The organism is Staphylococcus simulans, from assembly GCF_025561465.1.
Lineage (GTDB): Bacteria > Bacillota > Bacilli > Staphylococcales > Staphylococcaceae > Staphylococcus > Staphylococcus simulans.
Genome location: NZ_CP095100.1, coordinates 1461073 through 1477343 on the forward strand (window position 1 = coordinate 1461073; position 16271 = coordinate 1477343).

Annotated in this window: 15 protein-coding genes and 1 other RNA gene; 12 read left to right on the forward strand and 4 right to left on the reverse strand. The window is 34.6% G+C overall.

All coding sequences use genetic code 11. From position 1 onward, the window contains the following. Window positions 1–98: 98 nt before the first annotated feature. The 4 genes from asnS (at window position 99) to MUA87_RS06865 (ending at window position 3182) form a co-directional block, all read left to right on the forward strand. The gene (gene asnS, locus MUA87_RS06850; protein WP_002480959.1) at window positions 99–1391 is read left to right on the forward strand and encodes an asparagine--tRNA ligase; all 1293 of its coding nucleotides are present in this window, start codon (window positions 99–101) and stop codon (window positions 1389–1391) included. Window positions 1392–1492: 101 nt separating this feature from the next. Further along, window positions 1493–2170 carry a DnaD domain-containing protein gene (locus MUA87_RS06855; RefSeq protein WP_002480958.1) on the forward strand — a complete coding sequence of 226 codons (678 nt, stop codon included), beginning with the start codon at window positions 1493–1495 and terminating at the stop codon, window positions 2168–2170. Beyond that, entirely contained in the window at window positions 2170–2838 is a 669-nt protein-coding gene (gene nth, locus MUA87_RS06860) for an endonuclease III (protein WP_002480957.1), read from the forward strand. Before MUA87_RS06855 ends, nth begins: the two co-directional genes overlap by 1 nt. Window positions 2839–2849: 11 nt before the next feature. Further along, entirely contained in the window at window positions 2850–3182 is a 333-nt protein-coding gene (locus MUA87_RS06865) for a YpoC family protein (RefSeq protein ID WP_002480956.1), read from the forward strand. A 121-nt stretch (window positions 3183–3303) separates the two neighbouring features. Here the strand turns inward: MUA87_RS06865 and MUA87_RS06870 are convergent, their stop codons facing one another. Both MUA87_RS06870 and recU read right to left on the reverse strand, forming a co-directional pair. Next, entirely contained in the window at window positions 3304–5583 is a 2280-nt protein-coding gene (locus MUA87_RS06870) for a transglycosylase domain-containing protein (protein ID WP_262550351.1), read from the reverse strand. Beyond that, complete coding sequence (gene recU, locus MUA87_RS06875; protein ID WP_023015200.1) at window positions 5580–6206, reverse strand: Holliday junction resolvase RecU; 627 nt, start codon at window positions 6204–6206, stop codon at window positions 5580–5582. Before recU ends, MUA87_RS06870 begins: the two co-directional genes overlap by 4 nt. A 274-nt stretch (window positions 6207–6480) precedes the next feature. On the opposite strand from recU, the gene MUA87_RS06880 reads away from it, so the two are divergent. The 8 genes from MUA87_RS06880 to MUA87_RS06915 all read left to right on the forward strand — a co-directional run bounded on the left by MUA87_RS06880 (window position 6481) and on the right by MUA87_RS06915 (window position 14863). After that, the gene (locus MUA87_RS06880) at window positions 6481–6819 is read left to right on the forward strand and encodes a DUF1798 family protein (RefSeq protein ID WP_002480953.1); all 339 of its coding nucleotides are present in this window, start codon (window positions 6481–6483) and stop codon (window positions 6817–6819) included. Continuing rightward, entirely contained in the window at window positions 6812–7375 is a 564-nt protein-coding gene (locus MUA87_RS06885; protein ID WP_262550353.1) for an SLOG family protein, read from the forward strand. The genes MUA87_RS06880 and MUA87_RS06885 overlap by 8 nt, the downstream gene beginning before the upstream one ends. Before the next feature lie 12 nt (window positions 7376–7387). Next, complete coding sequence (gpsB, locus tag MUA87_RS06890) at window positions 7388–7717, forward strand: cell division regulator GpsB (protein WP_002480951.1); 330 nt, start codon at window positions 7388–7390, stop codon at window positions 7715–7717. Between the two features lie 95 nt (window positions 7718–7812). After that, window positions 7813–8194: RNase P RNA component class B (rnpB, locus tag MUA87_RS06895), an RNA gene on the forward strand. Between the two features lie 137 nt (window positions 8195–8331). Continuing rightward, a complete protein-coding gene (locus tag MUA87_RS06900) occupies window positions 8332–9456 on the forward strand; it encodes a THUMP domain-containing class I SAM-dependent RNA methyltransferase (RefSeq protein WP_002480950.1) in 1125 nt (374 codons plus the stop codon). A 27-nt stretch (window positions 9457–9483) separates the two neighbouring features. After that, window positions 9484–10380 (forward strand): EamA family transporter RarD, encoded by an 897-nt coding sequence (rarD, locus tag MUA87_RS06905; RefSeq protein ID WP_107540486.1) that lies wholly within the window; start codon window positions 9484–9486, stop codon window positions 10378–10380. A gap of 135 nt (window positions 10381–10515) precedes the next feature. Beyond that, on the forward strand, window positions 10516–13956 hold the full coding sequence (locus MUA87_RS06910; RefSeq protein ID WP_070463447.1) for a dynamin family protein: 3441 nt from the start codon (window positions 10516–10518) through the stop codon (window positions 13954–13956). Window positions 13957–13975: 19 nt separating this feature from the next. After that, window positions 13976–14863, forward strand: a complete 888-nt coding sequence (locus tag MUA87_RS06915) for a 5'-3' exonuclease (RefSeq protein ID WP_023015204.1) — start codon at window positions 13976–13978, stop codon at window positions 14861–14863. A 66-nt stretch (window positions 14864–14929) separates the two neighbouring features. On the opposite strand, the gene MUA87_RS06920 is transcribed toward MUA87_RS06915, so the two are convergent. Both MUA87_RS06920 and MUA87_RS06925 read right to left on the reverse strand, forming a co-directional pair. Next, a complete protein-coding gene (locus MUA87_RS06920) occupies window positions 14930–15322 on the reverse strand; it encodes a ribonuclease HI family protein (RefSeq protein ID WP_023015205.1) in 393 nt (130 codons plus the stop codon). A gap of 47 nt (window positions 15323–15369) precedes the next feature. After that, window positions 15370–16077 carry a queuosine precursor transporter gene (locus tag MUA87_RS06925; RefSeq protein ID WP_262550356.1) on the reverse strand — a complete coding sequence of 236 codons (708 nt, stop codon included), beginning with the start codon at window positions 16075–16077 and terminating at the stop codon, window positions 15370–15372. Window positions 16078–16271 lie beyond the last annotated feature (194 nt).

A 16271-nucleotide genomic window follows, 5' to 3' on the forward strand; every position in this document is an offset into this window, starting at 1 on the left:
AGTTAATCAAATGCTCAAAGCAACTTGATAAAATTAGAAGTTTCGAGCAATCATTAATTCTCTAATAAATGTCAAAAAGAAGTATAGGAGTTTGAATAATGAAGACTACAATCAAAGAAGCAAAGAACTACATTGGTCAAGAAGTCACAATTGGCGCTTGGCTTCAAAACAAACGTTCTAGCGGTAAAATTGCATTCTTGCAATTACGTGATGGAACTGGATTCATGCAAGGTGTCGTAGTGAAATCTGAAGTAGATGAAGATACATTTGCGACAGCTAAAAACTTAAATCAAGAATCATCAATGTACATTACAGGTACAATTACAGAAGATAATCGTTCAGATTTAGGTTATGAAATGCAAGTTAAATCTATTGAGATTATTCATGAAGCACATGATTATCCAATCACACCAAAAAATCACGGTACAGAATTCTTAATGGATCACCGTCATTTATGGTTACGTTCTAAAAAACAACATGCAGTGATGAAAATCCGTAATGAAATTATTCGTGCAACATACGAATTCTTCCACGATAACGGATACGTTAAAATTGATCCACCAATTTTAACAGCAAGTGCACCAGAAGGTACAAGTGAATTATTCCACACTAAATATTTCGATGAAGATGCCTTCTTATCACAAAGTGGTCAGCTTTATTTAGAAGCAGCAGCAATGGCATATGGTAAAGTTTTCTCATTCGGTCCGACATTCCGTGCTGAGAAATCTAAAACACGCCGTCATTTAATCGAATTCTGGATGATTGAAGGCGAAATGGCTTTCTATAACCACGACGACAGTTTAGAAGCACAAGAGCAATACGTTGCTCATGTTGTTCAATCTGTACTTAAGAATTGTGCCTTAGAACTTAAAATCTTAGACAGAGACACTTCTAAACTTGAGAAAGTAAAAACACCATTCCCACGTATCACATATGATGATGCAATCGAATACTTAAAACAAGAAGGATTTGATGACATCGAGTGGGGTGAAGACTTTGGTGCACCGCATGAAACAGCGATCGCAAACCATTATGATTTACCAGTATTTATCACAAATTATCCTACAAAAATCAAACCATTCTATATGCAGCCAAATCCAGACAATGAAGACACAGTCTTATGTGCTGACTTAATCGCACCTGAAGGTTACGGTGAAATTATCGGCGGCTCTGAACGTATTAATGACTTAGAATTATTAGAGTCACGTATCGAAGAACATGGTTTAGATAAAGAAAGCTATGAGTACTATTTAGACTTACGTCGTTATGGTTCAGTACCTCACAGCGGCTTCGGTTTAGGTTTAGAAAGAACAGTGGCATGGATTTCTGGCGTAGAACACGTTAGAGAAACAGCACCATTCCCACGCTTATTAAACCGTTTATATCCATAAACAATTCTATGATTTGAATGAAAAATAAATGGGTCCAGTCATGTGTGTAAACGATGACTGGACCATTTCAATAGGTAAAATATCAAAAAAGGAGGGTCACTTTGGATATAGAATTACTTAGAAAACGCCCCGTTGTTATTAGAAGAGAATTACTCGATCACTATGCTGACATGGGATTATCAGAAACTGATTTAATCATCTTATTAAAATTAATTTATGAATATGAGCATTCAAATAAACAACCTTCTATTTCATATCTTAGTAAAGGTACAACGATGAAGGAACGTGAAGTGACAGGTGTTATTCAGCGTCTAATTCAATTAGACTTATTAGATTTAACAGTACAAAAAGATGAAGAAGGACGTTTTGCTGAATTTATGAATCTAGATGGTTTTTATCAATCTTTCAGTAAAATTTTAAAATCCCAAGAAACACAACAACGTGAAATGAATAACCAAGAGTCCTTTAAGTCATTATTCCAAATGATTGAAAGCGCATTTGGCCGTCCTTTATCACCCATTGAAATTGATACATTAAATCAGTGGATTGACGTTGATCACCATGATATTTCAGTGATTCAAGCTGCGGTGAATGAAGCATTGAGTCAAGAAAAAATGAGCTTTAAATACATTGATAGAATCCTATTAAATTGGAAGAAAAACAACGTTAAAACAGTGGAGGACTCTAAAAAGATCAGTAGTCAATACCATACACCGCAAATGAAACATACAGTCAAAAGCATTCCGAAATTTGACTGGTTGAATCAGGAGGAATCATAATGTTAAGTAAGAAAAAGGCATTAAGTATGATAGATGTCATTGATGAAATGTTTCCAGATGCAGAATGTGAGCTTAAACATGATAATCCATTTGAATTAACCATTGCGGTGTTGCTATCTGCACAGTGTACAGACGTATTAGTTAATAAAGTAACACGTGAGTTATTTAAAAAGTATAAAACACCACAAGATTATTTGGATGTCAGTTTAGAAGAACTGGAACAAGATATTCGCTCAATTGGGTTATATCGTAATAAAGCCAAAAACATTCAAAAGCTATGCCGATCACTTATCGATAAATTTGATGGCAAAATACCTAATAATCGTACAGATTTAGAAAGTCTTGCAGGTGTTGGTCGAAAAACTGCGAATGTTGTATTAAGTGTCGCATTCGGTGTACCAGCGTTAGCAGTTGATACACATGTAGAACGTGTTTCTAAAAGATTAGGTATTAATCGATGGAAAGACAGCGTCAAAGAGGTAGAAGAGCGCCTGTGTTCAATTATTCCAAAAGAAAGATGGAATCAAAGTCATCATCAACTGATTTTCTTTGGACGTTATCACTGTTTGGCACGTGCACCGAAATGTGATATTTGTCCTTTATTCGATGATTGTAGAGAAGGGCAGAAACGATATCGTGAAAAACTAAGAAAAGAAGCTAAAGCATAAGAGGTGATTTTTTGATTACAAAATCTGATTTTGAAGCTTTAGAAGCCCAAATTGATGTCTTTGCGAAAAAGAAACAATTAACATCAGACCAAGGAAAAGCGTTACTTGATGAATATTTAACTTTAATCGAACACTATTTTTGTCAGATTAACAATGTTGAAACAATTGATTACGATAAATTAGAAACTTATCCAGTTGTGCCCATTAATTTCCAAGAACGATTTGATTATATTCATCAACGAAAACATCACTTTATGGGTTATCGTCAGATGAAAACACTCATCAGTGAACTCATTAAAATGAACGCAGCGTATAAAGCAAGACAAGCACATCAAAAACGCTAATAATTTAAATGAAAATGATAAAAGACATGTTTGAATTTCTTGTTCAAACATGTCTTTTCATATTATTAAGTATAGAAAAAAGTGCAGTGCTCAGAAATTTGAGTCACTGCACTTTTATTATTTATGAAGCTTTATTATTGAAAATGGCATGTAGATTAAAGAATCTTGATAATGCATTGCCATTTTGATTATCGCCTTGCTGGTTGTTGTTGCCTTGTTGTTGATTATTGCTTTGTCCTTGTTGGTTATTGTTACCAAAGTTTTGACTTCTGTTATTTGAACCTTGTTGTTGACTATTGTTGCTATTACTGCTGCCGCCTTGAGTAGTACCATTACCGTTTACTTTACGGTTTGTAGTATTGTGGTCAGGGTTGCTAGCAACGTATAAGTCAGATTTGCTTGAACCATTAACTGAAGCTGGACGTTGGAAGTCTTGTCCGTCTCTAGGACTGATATCTGACATCACATCTTCAAGCAAGTATTGTGGATACTCTTGTTCGTTATGACCAACGAATGAGTTTTGACCATATTCTTTAACTTTATTGAAGCCCATCCAAACTGACATTGAGTATTTAGGAGTGAAACCGTTAATCCATACATCTTTCGCTGCGTTATCAGGTAAGTTGTATTGTTGGTAAGTTTCTGAACCATAAGTACCTGTACCAGTTTTGGCTGCTAAGTTAACACCAGATACGCCATGACCATAAGCAGAACCCCAAGCTTCAAATGTACCTTTTAGTACTTCTGAAAGCATGTATGCTGTGTAATCATGCATAGCTCTGTGGTGTTTGTGATCAAACTCTGTAGTATTACCTTCTTGATCAACAACTTTAGTAATACCGTGTGCTTGGTTGTATTCACCGCCATTAGCTAACGCTGCGAAAGCAGAAGCTAAATCAGTAGGTGAGAATTCAGATGATGAACCACCAAGTACTTCTGAAGGACCAATTTCACCTTCATATTTCAAGCCAACTTTGTCTGCAAATTTCTTAGGTGCGTCTTGACCAGCATCTTGTTTCGTTTGTTGCCAAGCTTTCAATGCTGGAATGTTGAAACTTTGACGTAATGCATCATAAAGTGTGACATTACCATGACTCTTCGTATCATAGTTTCTGAATGTAGTACCATCTACCATGTATTCTGATTCGTCTTGAAGTTCATGGTTTGTTGCCCATTGCATATTCTCAATTGCTGGTCCGTAAGACAAGAATGGTTTTAATGAAGAACCAGTAGGGTGAGGGTCAGTTGCTTGGTTACGGTCGACAACATCTTTGAAGTGTCTGCCACCAGAAATTGCGACTAATCCACCGCTCTTACTGTCAACAATTGTTGAACCAACTTGTTGATCTTCGTTCTTATAGTAATTGCCGTTATCAATACGGTTCTGCAATGCTTTTTGAACGCTAGAGTCCATATTAGTATAAATCTTAATACCACTATTCATTAAGTCGCCAAGATTTTTGTCTTGGAACTCAGGATGTGCCATTAATTCAGACTTCACAAAGTTCACATATGAGTTATACTCAGGATCTTTATTATCTGGCTTAATTGCACGATCATCAGCACTACGTTTAACTAAGTTTTTCTCAATTGGTGTATCTTGCGCTTTTTTCATATCTTGTTCAGAAATACGTTTATGATAATGCATTAAGTATAATACAGTATCTTTACGAGATTCCGCTTCTTTAGGATTATCATATACATTGTATAAGTTAGGTACTTGAGGTAAACCTGCTAAGTACGCTTCCTCAGCTAAATTTAAATCTTTCAAATCCTTGTCGAAGTAATATTTAGCTGCTGCTTTAATCCCATAAACACCGTCAGAGTAGTAAATTTTGTTTAAGTAGATTTGGAAAATCTCATCTTTACTGTACTCTTGTTCTAAACGATACGATAAGTATGCTTCTTGTGCTTTACGGCCAATCGACTTTTGATCGGTTAAGAATGAACGTTTAACAACTTGTTGTGTTAATGTTGATGCACCTTGTGAACCGAATCCGCCAGTAATGTTTTTACCGACCGCACCGAATAAACGTTTATAGTCTAAAGCACCATGCTTATAGAAACGATTATCTTCAGTAGCTAGAACGGCATCTTTCATATTTTGCGGAACATCTTTTAAGTCCACGTGCGCACGTCTTTGACCGTTATCAAGTGTCTTGATTAATTTACCGTCTTTATCATAAATCTTTGCTGGTATAGGATCTTTTAATTTTGCATCAGAAAACGCTGGCGCTTTCCATGCGTAGTAAGCGAATAAAAGAACACCAACTAAGACTAAGACAATAAACGCAATTAAAATGAAGCCAATAATCTTAATAATTGTCCTCTTAATATTCCTATTCTGTTTTTTACCAGACTTTCCATTCTTAGAATGAGAAGTCTTCTTTCTTTCCGTCATACGCGGTCCTCACTTTCATCTAATATCAACTTATCAACGGCTTTGAGGTAATTCAATCGTGGTTGATACTGATAAGGAATATGGTAACCATTTTTTCTTATTTCTTCAACTGTAATTGATTTTCTGATGTTATTTTGATGTCTTTGCCAAAAGTTTTCAAAGGAACGATAAGGCAGCATATAAACTTCATCTAATGCTTTAAAACGAATTAGTAAAAATACAATTCCGTTTTGTTCATAGCATGATTTCATATGCGCAACTTGGTGTTCATGAATATTTTGTAATGGAAAAGACGTCTTGCTCTGTGTTTCTTTTGCTTCAAAATCAATATAACGGCCATTATAAATACCGTTATAGTCAGTTGTAGATGGGGTGCGGAAATATGCTTCTTTAATCACAGCTTTACTGCGTTTAGGATAAGAAACATTTACGATTTGAACGGGTGTCGGTTTCTTGTGTATTACTGCTTTACCTGTAGAAAGGTAGTAATCGTTTGATAATTCGATTTCCTTTTCTAAAGTCATCCCACGTCCGCCATACTTGATTTTACTTGAATTGAATGGGTTTGTGCGTCCAACTTTAGTCTTATTTCTATTAAATGGTTTACCATTTGGATAATTCATTTGTTTCACCACACCAACAGGTTTTTAAACCGTAATAATTATACACAACTTACAGTGAGATGCAAACTCTCGAAACTTATATCAATACAAAGCTTACTTAAAAACCTTCCTTTAGTATTTAAGCAAACATTGGTTTGTGTATATGTCACTTATTTTAACGTTAATCAGGCTATTTAACAATATTGAACCCTTTTATCATAGGGATTTAAAGGTTTTCTGAAATGACGTACTTATCAATATATGATAATTTAATTGTGAGGGAGGCGAAATGTGATTGTATACCATTATCTCAACATTAATAGAACAAACCTATATTATGAAACAAAGATATGAAGAAGCTAGATCAGGTAAGGCATATGATTTCAAAAACGAGGTGATGCCTTTTGCTTATCACATCGATGATTTGTTGAACCAATTGGATGGTTATGCAGAAAATATCATTGCGCTTTCATACATGAATCAGTTGAAGTATCAAATACTCAAAGAAAATTTAGAACGCCTTTCTGTCGAATGTCATTATGCTTCAGCAAGCCGGAAACTCTTTATGGATAAACTGAAAAGTGTGAACTATGACTTAAACTATTTAAAGGAAAGTGAAACGCAATATGGTTAAAACAGCATATGTTACCGGCTATAAATCCTATGAATTAAATATATTTAAAGATGATGCACCTGAAGTAAAATACCTTAAATTATTTTTAAAAAATAAATTGCAAAATCTGGTTGAGGAAGGTTTAGAATGGGTATTGATACAAGGACAATTAGGAATTGAAATGTGGACAGGTGAAGTGGTGCTTGACTTGCAACAAGAGTATCCTGAATTAAAGCTCGGTGTGATTACACCTTTTCAAAATCATACAGAACGATGGAATGAACAAAATCAGTTGAAGTATCAACAAATTATTGAAAAAGCTGATTTTCATGATTCAGTGCATCACGCACCCTACGAAGGGCCCTTTCAATTCAAACAAACAGATCAATTTATCCTAGACCATACTGATATGACTGTTCTAATTTATGATGAAGAACAAGAAGCGAGTCCAAAGTTCTTTAAGCGGATGTTAGTTGATTTTGCAGAACAAACAAACTATACTTATGATGTTGTAACGTTTGATGAAATCAATACATTCATCAGTGATATACAGTGGTCTGAAGAAAGTTTCGAATGAGGTGGAGAAAAAATGGCAGATGTATCTTTAAAATTATCAGCAAAAGATATTTATGAGAAAGACTTCGAAAAAACCCTTGCACGTGGATATAGAAGGGAAGAAGTAGATGCATTTTTAGATGACATCATCGCAGACTATCAAAAAATGGCAGACATGAATAATGAAGTAATTAAATTAAATGAAGAAAATCATAAGTTGAAAAAAGAACTTGAAGAGTTACGTTTACGTGTAGCTACTTCTAGACCACAAGAAAACAAAAGTTTTTCTTCAAACACAAATTCTAGTAATGTAGATATTCTTAAACGTATCTCTAATTTAGAAAAAGCAGTATTTGGAAAATAGTTATTCTAAGTTTATGGCTCGAAGTCTGAAAAGTTGTGCTTTTTCGGATTAGCTTTACCATAGACAAAGAACCATGCTATAATTTTAAGAAGTGATATTTCGGGTAATCGCTATAGCAATATAGAGGAAAGTCCATGCTCACACAATCTGAGATGATTGTAGTGTTCGTGCTTGATGAAACAATAAGTCAAGGCTAATAGACGGCAGTGAAATAATCTAAGTCTTTTGGATATGATTAAAGTAGCTTGAAAGTGCCACAGTGACGGAGCCTTTACAGAAATGTAAAGGGTGGAACGCGGTAAACCCCTCGAGTGAGCAATCCAAATTTGGTAGGAGCACTTATTTAGCGGAATTCAACGTATAAATGAGGGAATAAGTGTGCGTAAATACTTATTCCAGACAGATGGTTACCACCGGCGTACGAGTGACTACTAGTGCACGTTATCAGTACTAAGGTACAGAACATGGCTTATAGAAATATCCTCACTAGTTCAGCTCTCCAAGATTGGAGAGCTTTTTTATTTGATATCTCGCTTACTACACATATATTACCGCTTCAAAATTTGCTACAATAATAAAGTAAATCAACAAAAATAGAAGGAAGGTCAACGCATATGTATCAATTATTAGCCGTATGTCCAATGGGTCTTGAAGCTGTCGTTGCAAAAGAAGTTAACGCATTAGGCTACGAAACAACAGTGGAAAACGGAAGAATATTTTTCGAAGGCGATGAAACTGCAATTGCCAAAAGTAATTTATGGCTGCGTACTGCTGACAGAGTCCGATTAGTCATGGGACGCTTTAAAGCAACAACATTCGAAGAACTATTCGAACAAACCAAAGCATTACCTTGGGAAACAATCATTACAGAAGATGGTAATTTCCCAGTACAGGGTCGAAGTGTTAAATCAACGCTTCATAGTGTACCTGATGTTCAAGCAATCGTGAAAAAAGCAATTGTTGAACGCTTAAAAGATGCCTACGCACATAAAGGATGGTTAGATGAAACAGGAAGTAAGTATCCTTTGGAAGTCGCAATTCATAAAGACGAAGTACTTTTAACAATTGATACTTCTGGTTCAGGTTTAAACAAACGCGGATACAGACTCGCACAAGGTGAAGCGCCAATCAAAGAAACATTAGCTGCTGCGTTGATTCGCTTAGCTAACTGGGATGGCAACACACCTTTAATCGATCCATTCTGTGGTTCAGGAACAATCGCAATTGAAGCATGCTTAATTGCACAAAATATTGCGCCTGGCTTTAACCGCTCATTCGTTTCAGAACAATGGGATATCATGCCTGATGATCTATACGAACAATTGCGTGACGAAGCAGATCAACAAGCAGATTACGACAAAGAAGTTGAAGTCTATGCATATGATATTGATCCTGAAATGGTAGACATTGCGATACGTAACGCTGAAGAAGTAGGATTGAGTGAAGTCATTCAATTCGGTGTCAAAGATGTGAATACTTTAGATATCCATACCGATCAACCTATCGCATTAATCGGTAACCCGCCATACGGTGAGCGTATTGGTGATAGAGAAGAAGTTGAAGAAATGTATCGCTATCTTGGTAAGTTGATGCGTCAGCACAAAAACTTATCAGAGTACATTTTAACAAGTAATAAAGAATTTGAATTTTTAACACAACAAAAAGCAACAAAACGTAGAAAGCTCTTCAATGGTTATATAGAATGTACGTATTATCAATATTGGGCTAAGAAAAAGTAAATAGTTTGAAAAATTGGGGTGACTAGGATGAATCAAGAATTTAAACGCGGCATAGTATACTCCATAATTGCCTATATCCTTTGGGGAACATTACCAATTTATTGGTCGTTGCTCAATGATATCAGTCCGTTTGAAATTCTCGCTTATCGTATTATTTTATCCATGATTTTTATGGTTGTATTAATCATGGCAATGGGAAAAGGTTCACAATTTATAAGTGGCATTAAAGCCTTAACAACCAAACAACTTTGGGCTATTATTCTAGCCGGCTATATCATTACAATAAACTGGGGCACATTTATCTGGGCGGTTAATAATAATCACGTACTCCAAGCGAGTTTAGGTTATTATATTAATCCGCTTGTCAGCATTTTACTTGCGATGATCTTTATGAAAGAAAAATTCAATAAGTTAGAATGGTTAGCAATTTTCCTTGCTTTTATTGGCGTGCTATACATGACGTTAAAAATCGGCGAGTTTCCGGTTGTTTCGATTATTTTAGCGGTGTCATTCGGATTTTATGGCCTGCTTAAGAAAATTGTACCGATTGATGCTTTAAGCAGTATTACATTTGAATGTATCGTTACAACGCCAGCAGCTTTGATTTATATCGTTTATTTATGGATCTCACATCAAACAACCATTGGTATCAACATGCCGACATTCTGGCTATTGTTCTCAGGGGCTATTACAGCGATTCCATTAATTTCGTTCTCTGCAGGTGCAAGACGTATTCCTTTATCATTAATGGGATTCATTCAATATATCGGTCCGACATTAATTTTTATTTTAGGTATCTTTATTTACAGAGAACCTTTTGATACAAATCAATTCGTTACCTTTATCTTTATTTGGGCTGGAATTATCGTTTACAGCTTATCTCGCTACTTACAAATTAAGCATGCGAATAATCCAGGTCTTTAAAATTATGATGCATTTGACTAAATATCAGTCAGATGCATCTTTTTTATTCTCCGCAACATCGATTTTAATCCTTTAGAGTAAAGCGCTTTTAGTATACAATTAAAGCAATGTTATTTATAAAGGGGTACATAATCTATGACGAGTAACAACCAATTAGATATTTTATATAAATTAAAAAAAGAAGTCGAAAAATCAAACCATCAAGATTTGGTCCATATTATCAACCAAGTCATTAAAAAAGTTTATCTAGATCAATACACATTAACATTTGTCGGCCACTTTTCAGCAGGCAAATCTACATTAATCAACTTACTACTAGAACAAGAAATCTTACCAAGTTCACCTGTACCGACAACCAGCAACACAGCAATCGTCAGTGTCGCTGATAAAAGTGAAATTATCGCAAACTTAGAAGGTCAAAAATATACACGCTTGAATAATTATGATGAAGTGAAGCAATTAAACAGACAAAATGGGGATGTAGAGTCTGTAGAAATTCGTTTTGAATCTGATAAATTCAAAAAAGGATTCACCTTACAAGATACACCAGGTGTAGACTCAAACGTTTCATTACACCAAGCATCAACAGAACAATTCATGTTTACCAGCAATATTATTTTTTATACAGTAGATTATAACCATGTTCAATCCGCAATGAACTTCCAATTTATGAAACGTTTGAATCATGCAGGCATCCCAGTAGTCTTCGTAATAAATCAAATCGATAAACATAATGATGAAGAGCTTTCATTCGATGCTTTCAAACAAAATATTCAGCACGCGGTAGATGAATGGGACTTAGAACTTCTGAAAACATTTTATGTTTCTAAGTATGACCACCCAGAAAATCAAATTAATGCACTGTCTGATTTCTTAATCGAACAAGATACACATCGCGAGTCTATGGAAGACTATATTGAAAGAATCACACAGTTTATTACCGAAGACCAAAAATCATATATTCAAGCTGAAATGCAGGATATTTTAGCAAATTTAGATATTGATGCTTCACAATTTGACCAAGCTTATTTAAACTTCCAACAGAATCAATCTGTTAGTGAAGAAGCACAGTTGTTAAATGATCCAGATAAGCTCTATAAATATTTAAATTATCAACGCAAAAACATTTTAGAAAACGCATACTTAATGCCGCATGAAATGCGTGAAAAGATTCGTCTCTACTTAGAAAGCCAAGTAAAAACCTTCAAAGTTGGCGGTTTCTTTAATAAGAAAAAGAAAACTGAAGAAGCTAGGGAAGAGCGTTTACAAAATGTAATGACAGCGTTACAAGATATTGTAAATCAACAAATCAGACAGCCTATGCGAGAAGATATGTCATTCTTAACCCGCTTCATCAACCAAACAGACGTCAACCAATCTATTTTAAATCAGCATTATGAAATACCATCCTCACTTGTCACAGATTTATACCAAGAACAAATGAGTATCAGTAATGCTTATGTATTAAACTTCTGTGACGATGTCGTTAAAGCTATTCATCGATTTATTAAAAAAGAATCTGAACCTCTATTAAAACGTGCTATTGAAAATGCTGAAACACAACATGTCGACGATGAAGAAGAGACGGATCAAAATGATTATGAAAAATATATTGAGTTACGTAAGCTGCGTGAATCACTCATCACAAGAAATTATCAACATTATTATATTCACTTAGATGATTCATTAGATAAATTGATTGACCGTACAGAAATCACATATACAAAAGAAGAGCTAGAAACACCGAAAAAACAACTGAACCAAACTAAACAAAAAACTGAGTTAAAATCTGATATCGATATTGAAACAATTAAGCAAGGTATCGCTATCATTGATCCTGTTCCTTTATTTGAACAAACCAAATCTGATTTAAAGGCTGCTATTGAACGAATGGATCAACAAATTGTGAAAATCGGCGTCTTCGGTACATTCAGTGCTGGTAAAAGCAGCTTAATCAATGCGTTACTAGGTGAAAATTATTTAGTAAGTTCACCAAATCCTACTACAGCAGCAACAACAGAGCTCTCATATGGTAATTCAAGTGCAATCACTTTAAAACAAGCACCTCAATTACTCGCGGAATTAAATCAATTAGTTGAATCTCAAAAATTCCACTTTGAGAGTTTAGAGGACTTTAAAGCAACAGATACAACAGAGTTAAAACATTCATTGAAGAAAGAACAACTTGCTTTTGTTAATGCGGTTAAAGAACAATTAGATTTATACCAAAATATGATTCAAGATGGTTACCATCACGATATCAGTCAGGATGAAGTGAAAAAGTGGAGTGCTCAAGATGAATATGCTGCGTTTGTGGAAACTGTTCATTTAAACTTACCGATAGACTGGTTGAAAAATAAAATTATTGTAGACTCTTTAGGTCTATATTCAAATAACCAACGTCATTCTAATGAAACAGAAAAAATATTAACATCATCTGATTTGATTTTATACGTAAGCTATTTCAATCATTCATTCACTGATAACGACAAAGCATTTATTGAGTATATGAAAGAGATGAATCAACTCAATGAAAATCAAACATTCAAGATGATTATTAATGCAGTAGATTTAGCAGAATCAACAGAAGATTTAGAAGCTGTGGAAGATTATGTCAGCGATGCATTACAACAAGTAAATATGCCTGCTGATATTTATAGTGTTTCTAGTCGACGTGCATTAAAAGAGGGCGATGAAGGGCTAAATAAACTAAAAGATAGTCTAGATTACTTTGCGGAGGTCGAATCTAAGGTTGTTTTACAACAACAAATGAAAGCGCAACTTGAACAAATTAGTGCCTCTTATACACAAATGTCAGAAGACTATCAAAACAACCGTGAAGAAATGGAAACGCGTCAACAAGAAGTAAGAAAGATTGAACAAAAAGGCGCGATTCCAAATACGACTTTAAAAACGACTAAACAACATGTTTATAACGAAGTTGAAGATCAAGTATATCACTTGAATGAACGCTTAAAAATTCAATTGTTTGATGAAGTTCGTACAGTATTCAACGGGCAAATGACTAAAAACAATGACTTTGATGCTGAAAAACGTGATGCAGTTAAAACATATCTTGAACAAATCCATGGCAGATTGTATATGGAACAAACTTTAATTGCTGAACGTATTAAAAAATTCTTTAATAAGCAACTGGAAGATCAACTTGCACCTATTGTTAAGCAATTGAATCAATTGCATATTTTATTGCAGCCACACTTTGAGATTGAAATGGATAAAGATAAAATTACAACGATGCATATTGATTTTAATGAAATGTTCGAACATCTTCCGAAAAAATTGACGAAAAAGCGTTTGTTGCAACTGAAAGCACAAAAAGAACTACAAGAGCAAATCACAATGGAAACGGTTGACTTGTTGCAAAACAACATTAACCAATTACGACAAGAGTTAGAACAACAAGTGTCTAAGATGGGCAAGATTGCAGATCAACAATTAAATGAGATTTCAAATGAAATACATGAACAAGCAAGCGCATTATTAAGCGTTAAAATTGATAATAGCTTGATTCAACAAATTGATGCGGCTAACCGTCAATTAAAAGAAATTATTTAACTTAGAAAGAGGAAGTAGTATGACAAACAAAGTATTGCTGGTAGATGGAATGGCGTTATTATTCCGCCATTTCTATGCTACAAGCATTCATCATCAATTCATGAGAAATTCAAACGGAGTTCCGACTAATGGCGTACAAGGGTTTGTTCGTCACATCTTTTCAGCGATAGATGATATTCAACCGACACATATCGCTGTATGTTGGGACATGGGGCAACAAACATTTCGAAATGAAATGTTTGCAGATTATAAACAACATAGACCAGCACCGCCTGATGAATTGATACCACAATTCGATTTAGTTCAAGATATTTCAAACGCACTTGGGTTTGTTAATATTGGAGTTAAAAATTATGAAGCCGATGATGTTATCGGAACATTAAGCAGAAATTTATCAGAGGATAACGAAGTTTATATCGTTACAGGAGATAAAGATATCTTACAATGTATAAATCCTAATGTTGAAGTTTGGTTGACTAAAAAAGGATTTAATATTTATAACCGTTATGATTTAACACGCTATCAAGAAGAATATCAATTACATCCGCTTCAACTCATCGATATCAAAGCGTTTATGGGAGATACCGCTGATGGTTATCCTGGCGTCAAAGGAATTGGTGAAAAAACAGCACATAAATTAATCTTAAAATATCAGTCTGTAGAAAATGTTATCAATCACATTGACGAATTGACACCGGCACAACAAAAGAAAATCATCAGCCAATTAGATGATTTGAAACTTTCAAAACAACTTGCAGAAATCCACACTAATGTACCATTAGATGTAACAGCATTATTTAATCAAATGCAGTATCATCTGGATTTCATTGATATTTTCAATGTCTTAGATACTCACGATTTGAAAGTGTCTAAGAAATTTATTGAAAGAGAATTCTTACCATTTTAATCATTCAAAACAAAAGCGGGAGGGCGTTTCACAGTTAATAACTGTGGAGACGTCCTCCCGCTTCTTTTATTTTAATTGCTGATAGAGCGCTTGTTGCGCATGATGATTGGCTTCTTTATTTTGTGCTCTAGGAATCCAATCAATCAGACATAAATCAAATGCTTTCATTTTCTTCGCTGCTTCAACTAAATAACCTTTAAACTTCTCATTCTTAGCAAAGCCTTTATCTAAACTGTCAGTGATCAGCTTAGAATCGGTATAAATTAATGCTGTAGATACATTTAATTCTAATGCACAGTCTAAGGCAAAATTAAAAGCTTGCCATTCTGCTGAATGATTGTCAGTAGGTGCGATATCTTGCGTGAAAGTTTGATGGTTACTCTCTTCAATAATTGTTGCTGCAATAGATGCTGGTCCTGGATTACCTTTAACTGCTGCATCAAAAAATATTTTAGCCATACATCATTCCATCCTTAATCAAAATATTATATTATCTATACCCTTAATCAGTAACCTTCATCTGTGGATTGAATTTTACCTTTTCGGTACATTGATTTAGCCCAGTAACCAAATGGCACATTAAAGATTGTAGCAAGTAGTTTTAAGAAGTAAGTCGTAATAAAGATTTCAAAGACTGCACCTGCTGGCAGCAAACCAATAAACGCGATACTTACAAAAAGGGCAGTATCAATAATAGAACTTAATGTCGTACTCCCATATGCACGAATTGCAAATGTGCGATCTGACTTGAATACTTTTTTAATCGCATTGAAGATAAAGACATCGATATGTTGTCCGATGATATAAGCGATAATCGAACCTAACGCGATTCTAGGTACTATATTGAAAATTGTACTTAGCGCATTTTGTGCCATATCTTCTGGAGCGGGAATAAAATGTAATGATAGTTGCATTAAAATTATCATTACTAATGATGAACTAAAGCCCATCCATACTGCTCTTTTAGCTACTTTACGTCCATAGATATCGTTTAAAATATCCGTCGCTAAATAAATAGACGCAAACATTACATTTCCTAAAGTCGCAGAAATCGTAAAGATGTCTACAGTTTTAATTACTTGAATGTTAGCAATTACAGTTCCGATAGCTACCCAAGCAATCAAACCTTGCTTACCGAACAAACGATACATTGCGACCATTAATGTAAAGGTCACTAGAAAGGCAATAATACCTAATATTTCATTGTAAAACATAATTAACCTCCTAAATTTTGTTAATGCGGGTGTTTAGAAACCGCAACTCAACTCATATATTCTATAGAAATCGTACATTAAATGCAATAGCCATTTAGTTACAACTACAAAGTAGAGAGATGAAGTTAACCGTGTCGCATGATATAATGAGGCTAAATTAATCGTCCTTAAACCATTTAAGGTGTTATTAATTA

What these genes read in the sequence shown, in the direction of transcription:
- asnS (WP_002480959.1), top strand. Translation starts at nt 99, where the DNA reads ATGAAGACTACAATCAAAGAAGCAAAGAACTACATTGGTCAAGAAGTC.
- nth (WP_002480957.1), top strand. Translation starts at nt 2,170, where the DNA reads ATGTTAAGTAAGAAAAAGGCATTAAGTATGATAGATGTCATTGATGAA.
- MUA87_RS06870 (WP_262550351.1), bottom strand. Translation starts at nt 5,583, where the DNA reads ATGACGGAAAGAAAGAAGACTTCTCATTCTAAGAATGGAAAGTCTGGT.
- recU (WP_023015200.1), bottom strand. Translation starts at nt 6,206, where the DNA reads ATGAATTATCCAAATGGTAAACCATTTAATAGAAATAAGACTAAAGTT.
- MUA87_RS06885 (WP_262550353.1), top strand. Translation starts at nt 6,812, where the DNA reads ATGGTTAAAACAGCATATGTTACCGGCTATAAATCCTATGAATTAAAT.
- gpsB (WP_002480951.1), top strand. Translation starts at nt 7,388, where the DNA reads ATGGCAGATGTATCTTTAAAATTATCAGCAAAAGATATTTATGAGAAA.
- MUA87_RS06900 (WP_002480950.1), top strand. Translation starts at nt 8,332, where the DNA reads ATGTATCAATTATTAGCCGTATGTCCAATGGGTCTTGAAGCTGTCGTT.
- rarD (WP_107540486.1), top strand. Translation starts at nt 9,484, where the DNA reads ATGAATCAAGAATTTAAACGCGGCATAGTATACTCCATAATTGCCTAT.
- MUA87_RS06910 (WP_070463447.1), top strand. Translation starts at nt 10,516, where the DNA reads ATGACGAGTAACAACCAATTAGATATTTTATATAAATTAAAAAAAGAA.
- MUA87_RS06915 (WP_023015204.1), top strand. Translation starts at nt 13,976, where the DNA reads ATGACAAACAAAGTATTGCTGGTAGATGGAATGGCGTTATTATTCCGC.
- MUA87_RS06920 (WP_023015205.1), bottom strand. Translation starts at nt 15,322, where the DNA reads ATGGCTAAAATATTTTTTGATGCAGCAGTTAAAGGTAATCCAGGACCA.
- MUA87_RS06925 (WP_262550356.1), bottom strand. Translation starts at nt 16,077, where the DNA reads ATGTTTTACAATGAAATATTAGGTATTATTGCCTTTCTAGTGACCTTT.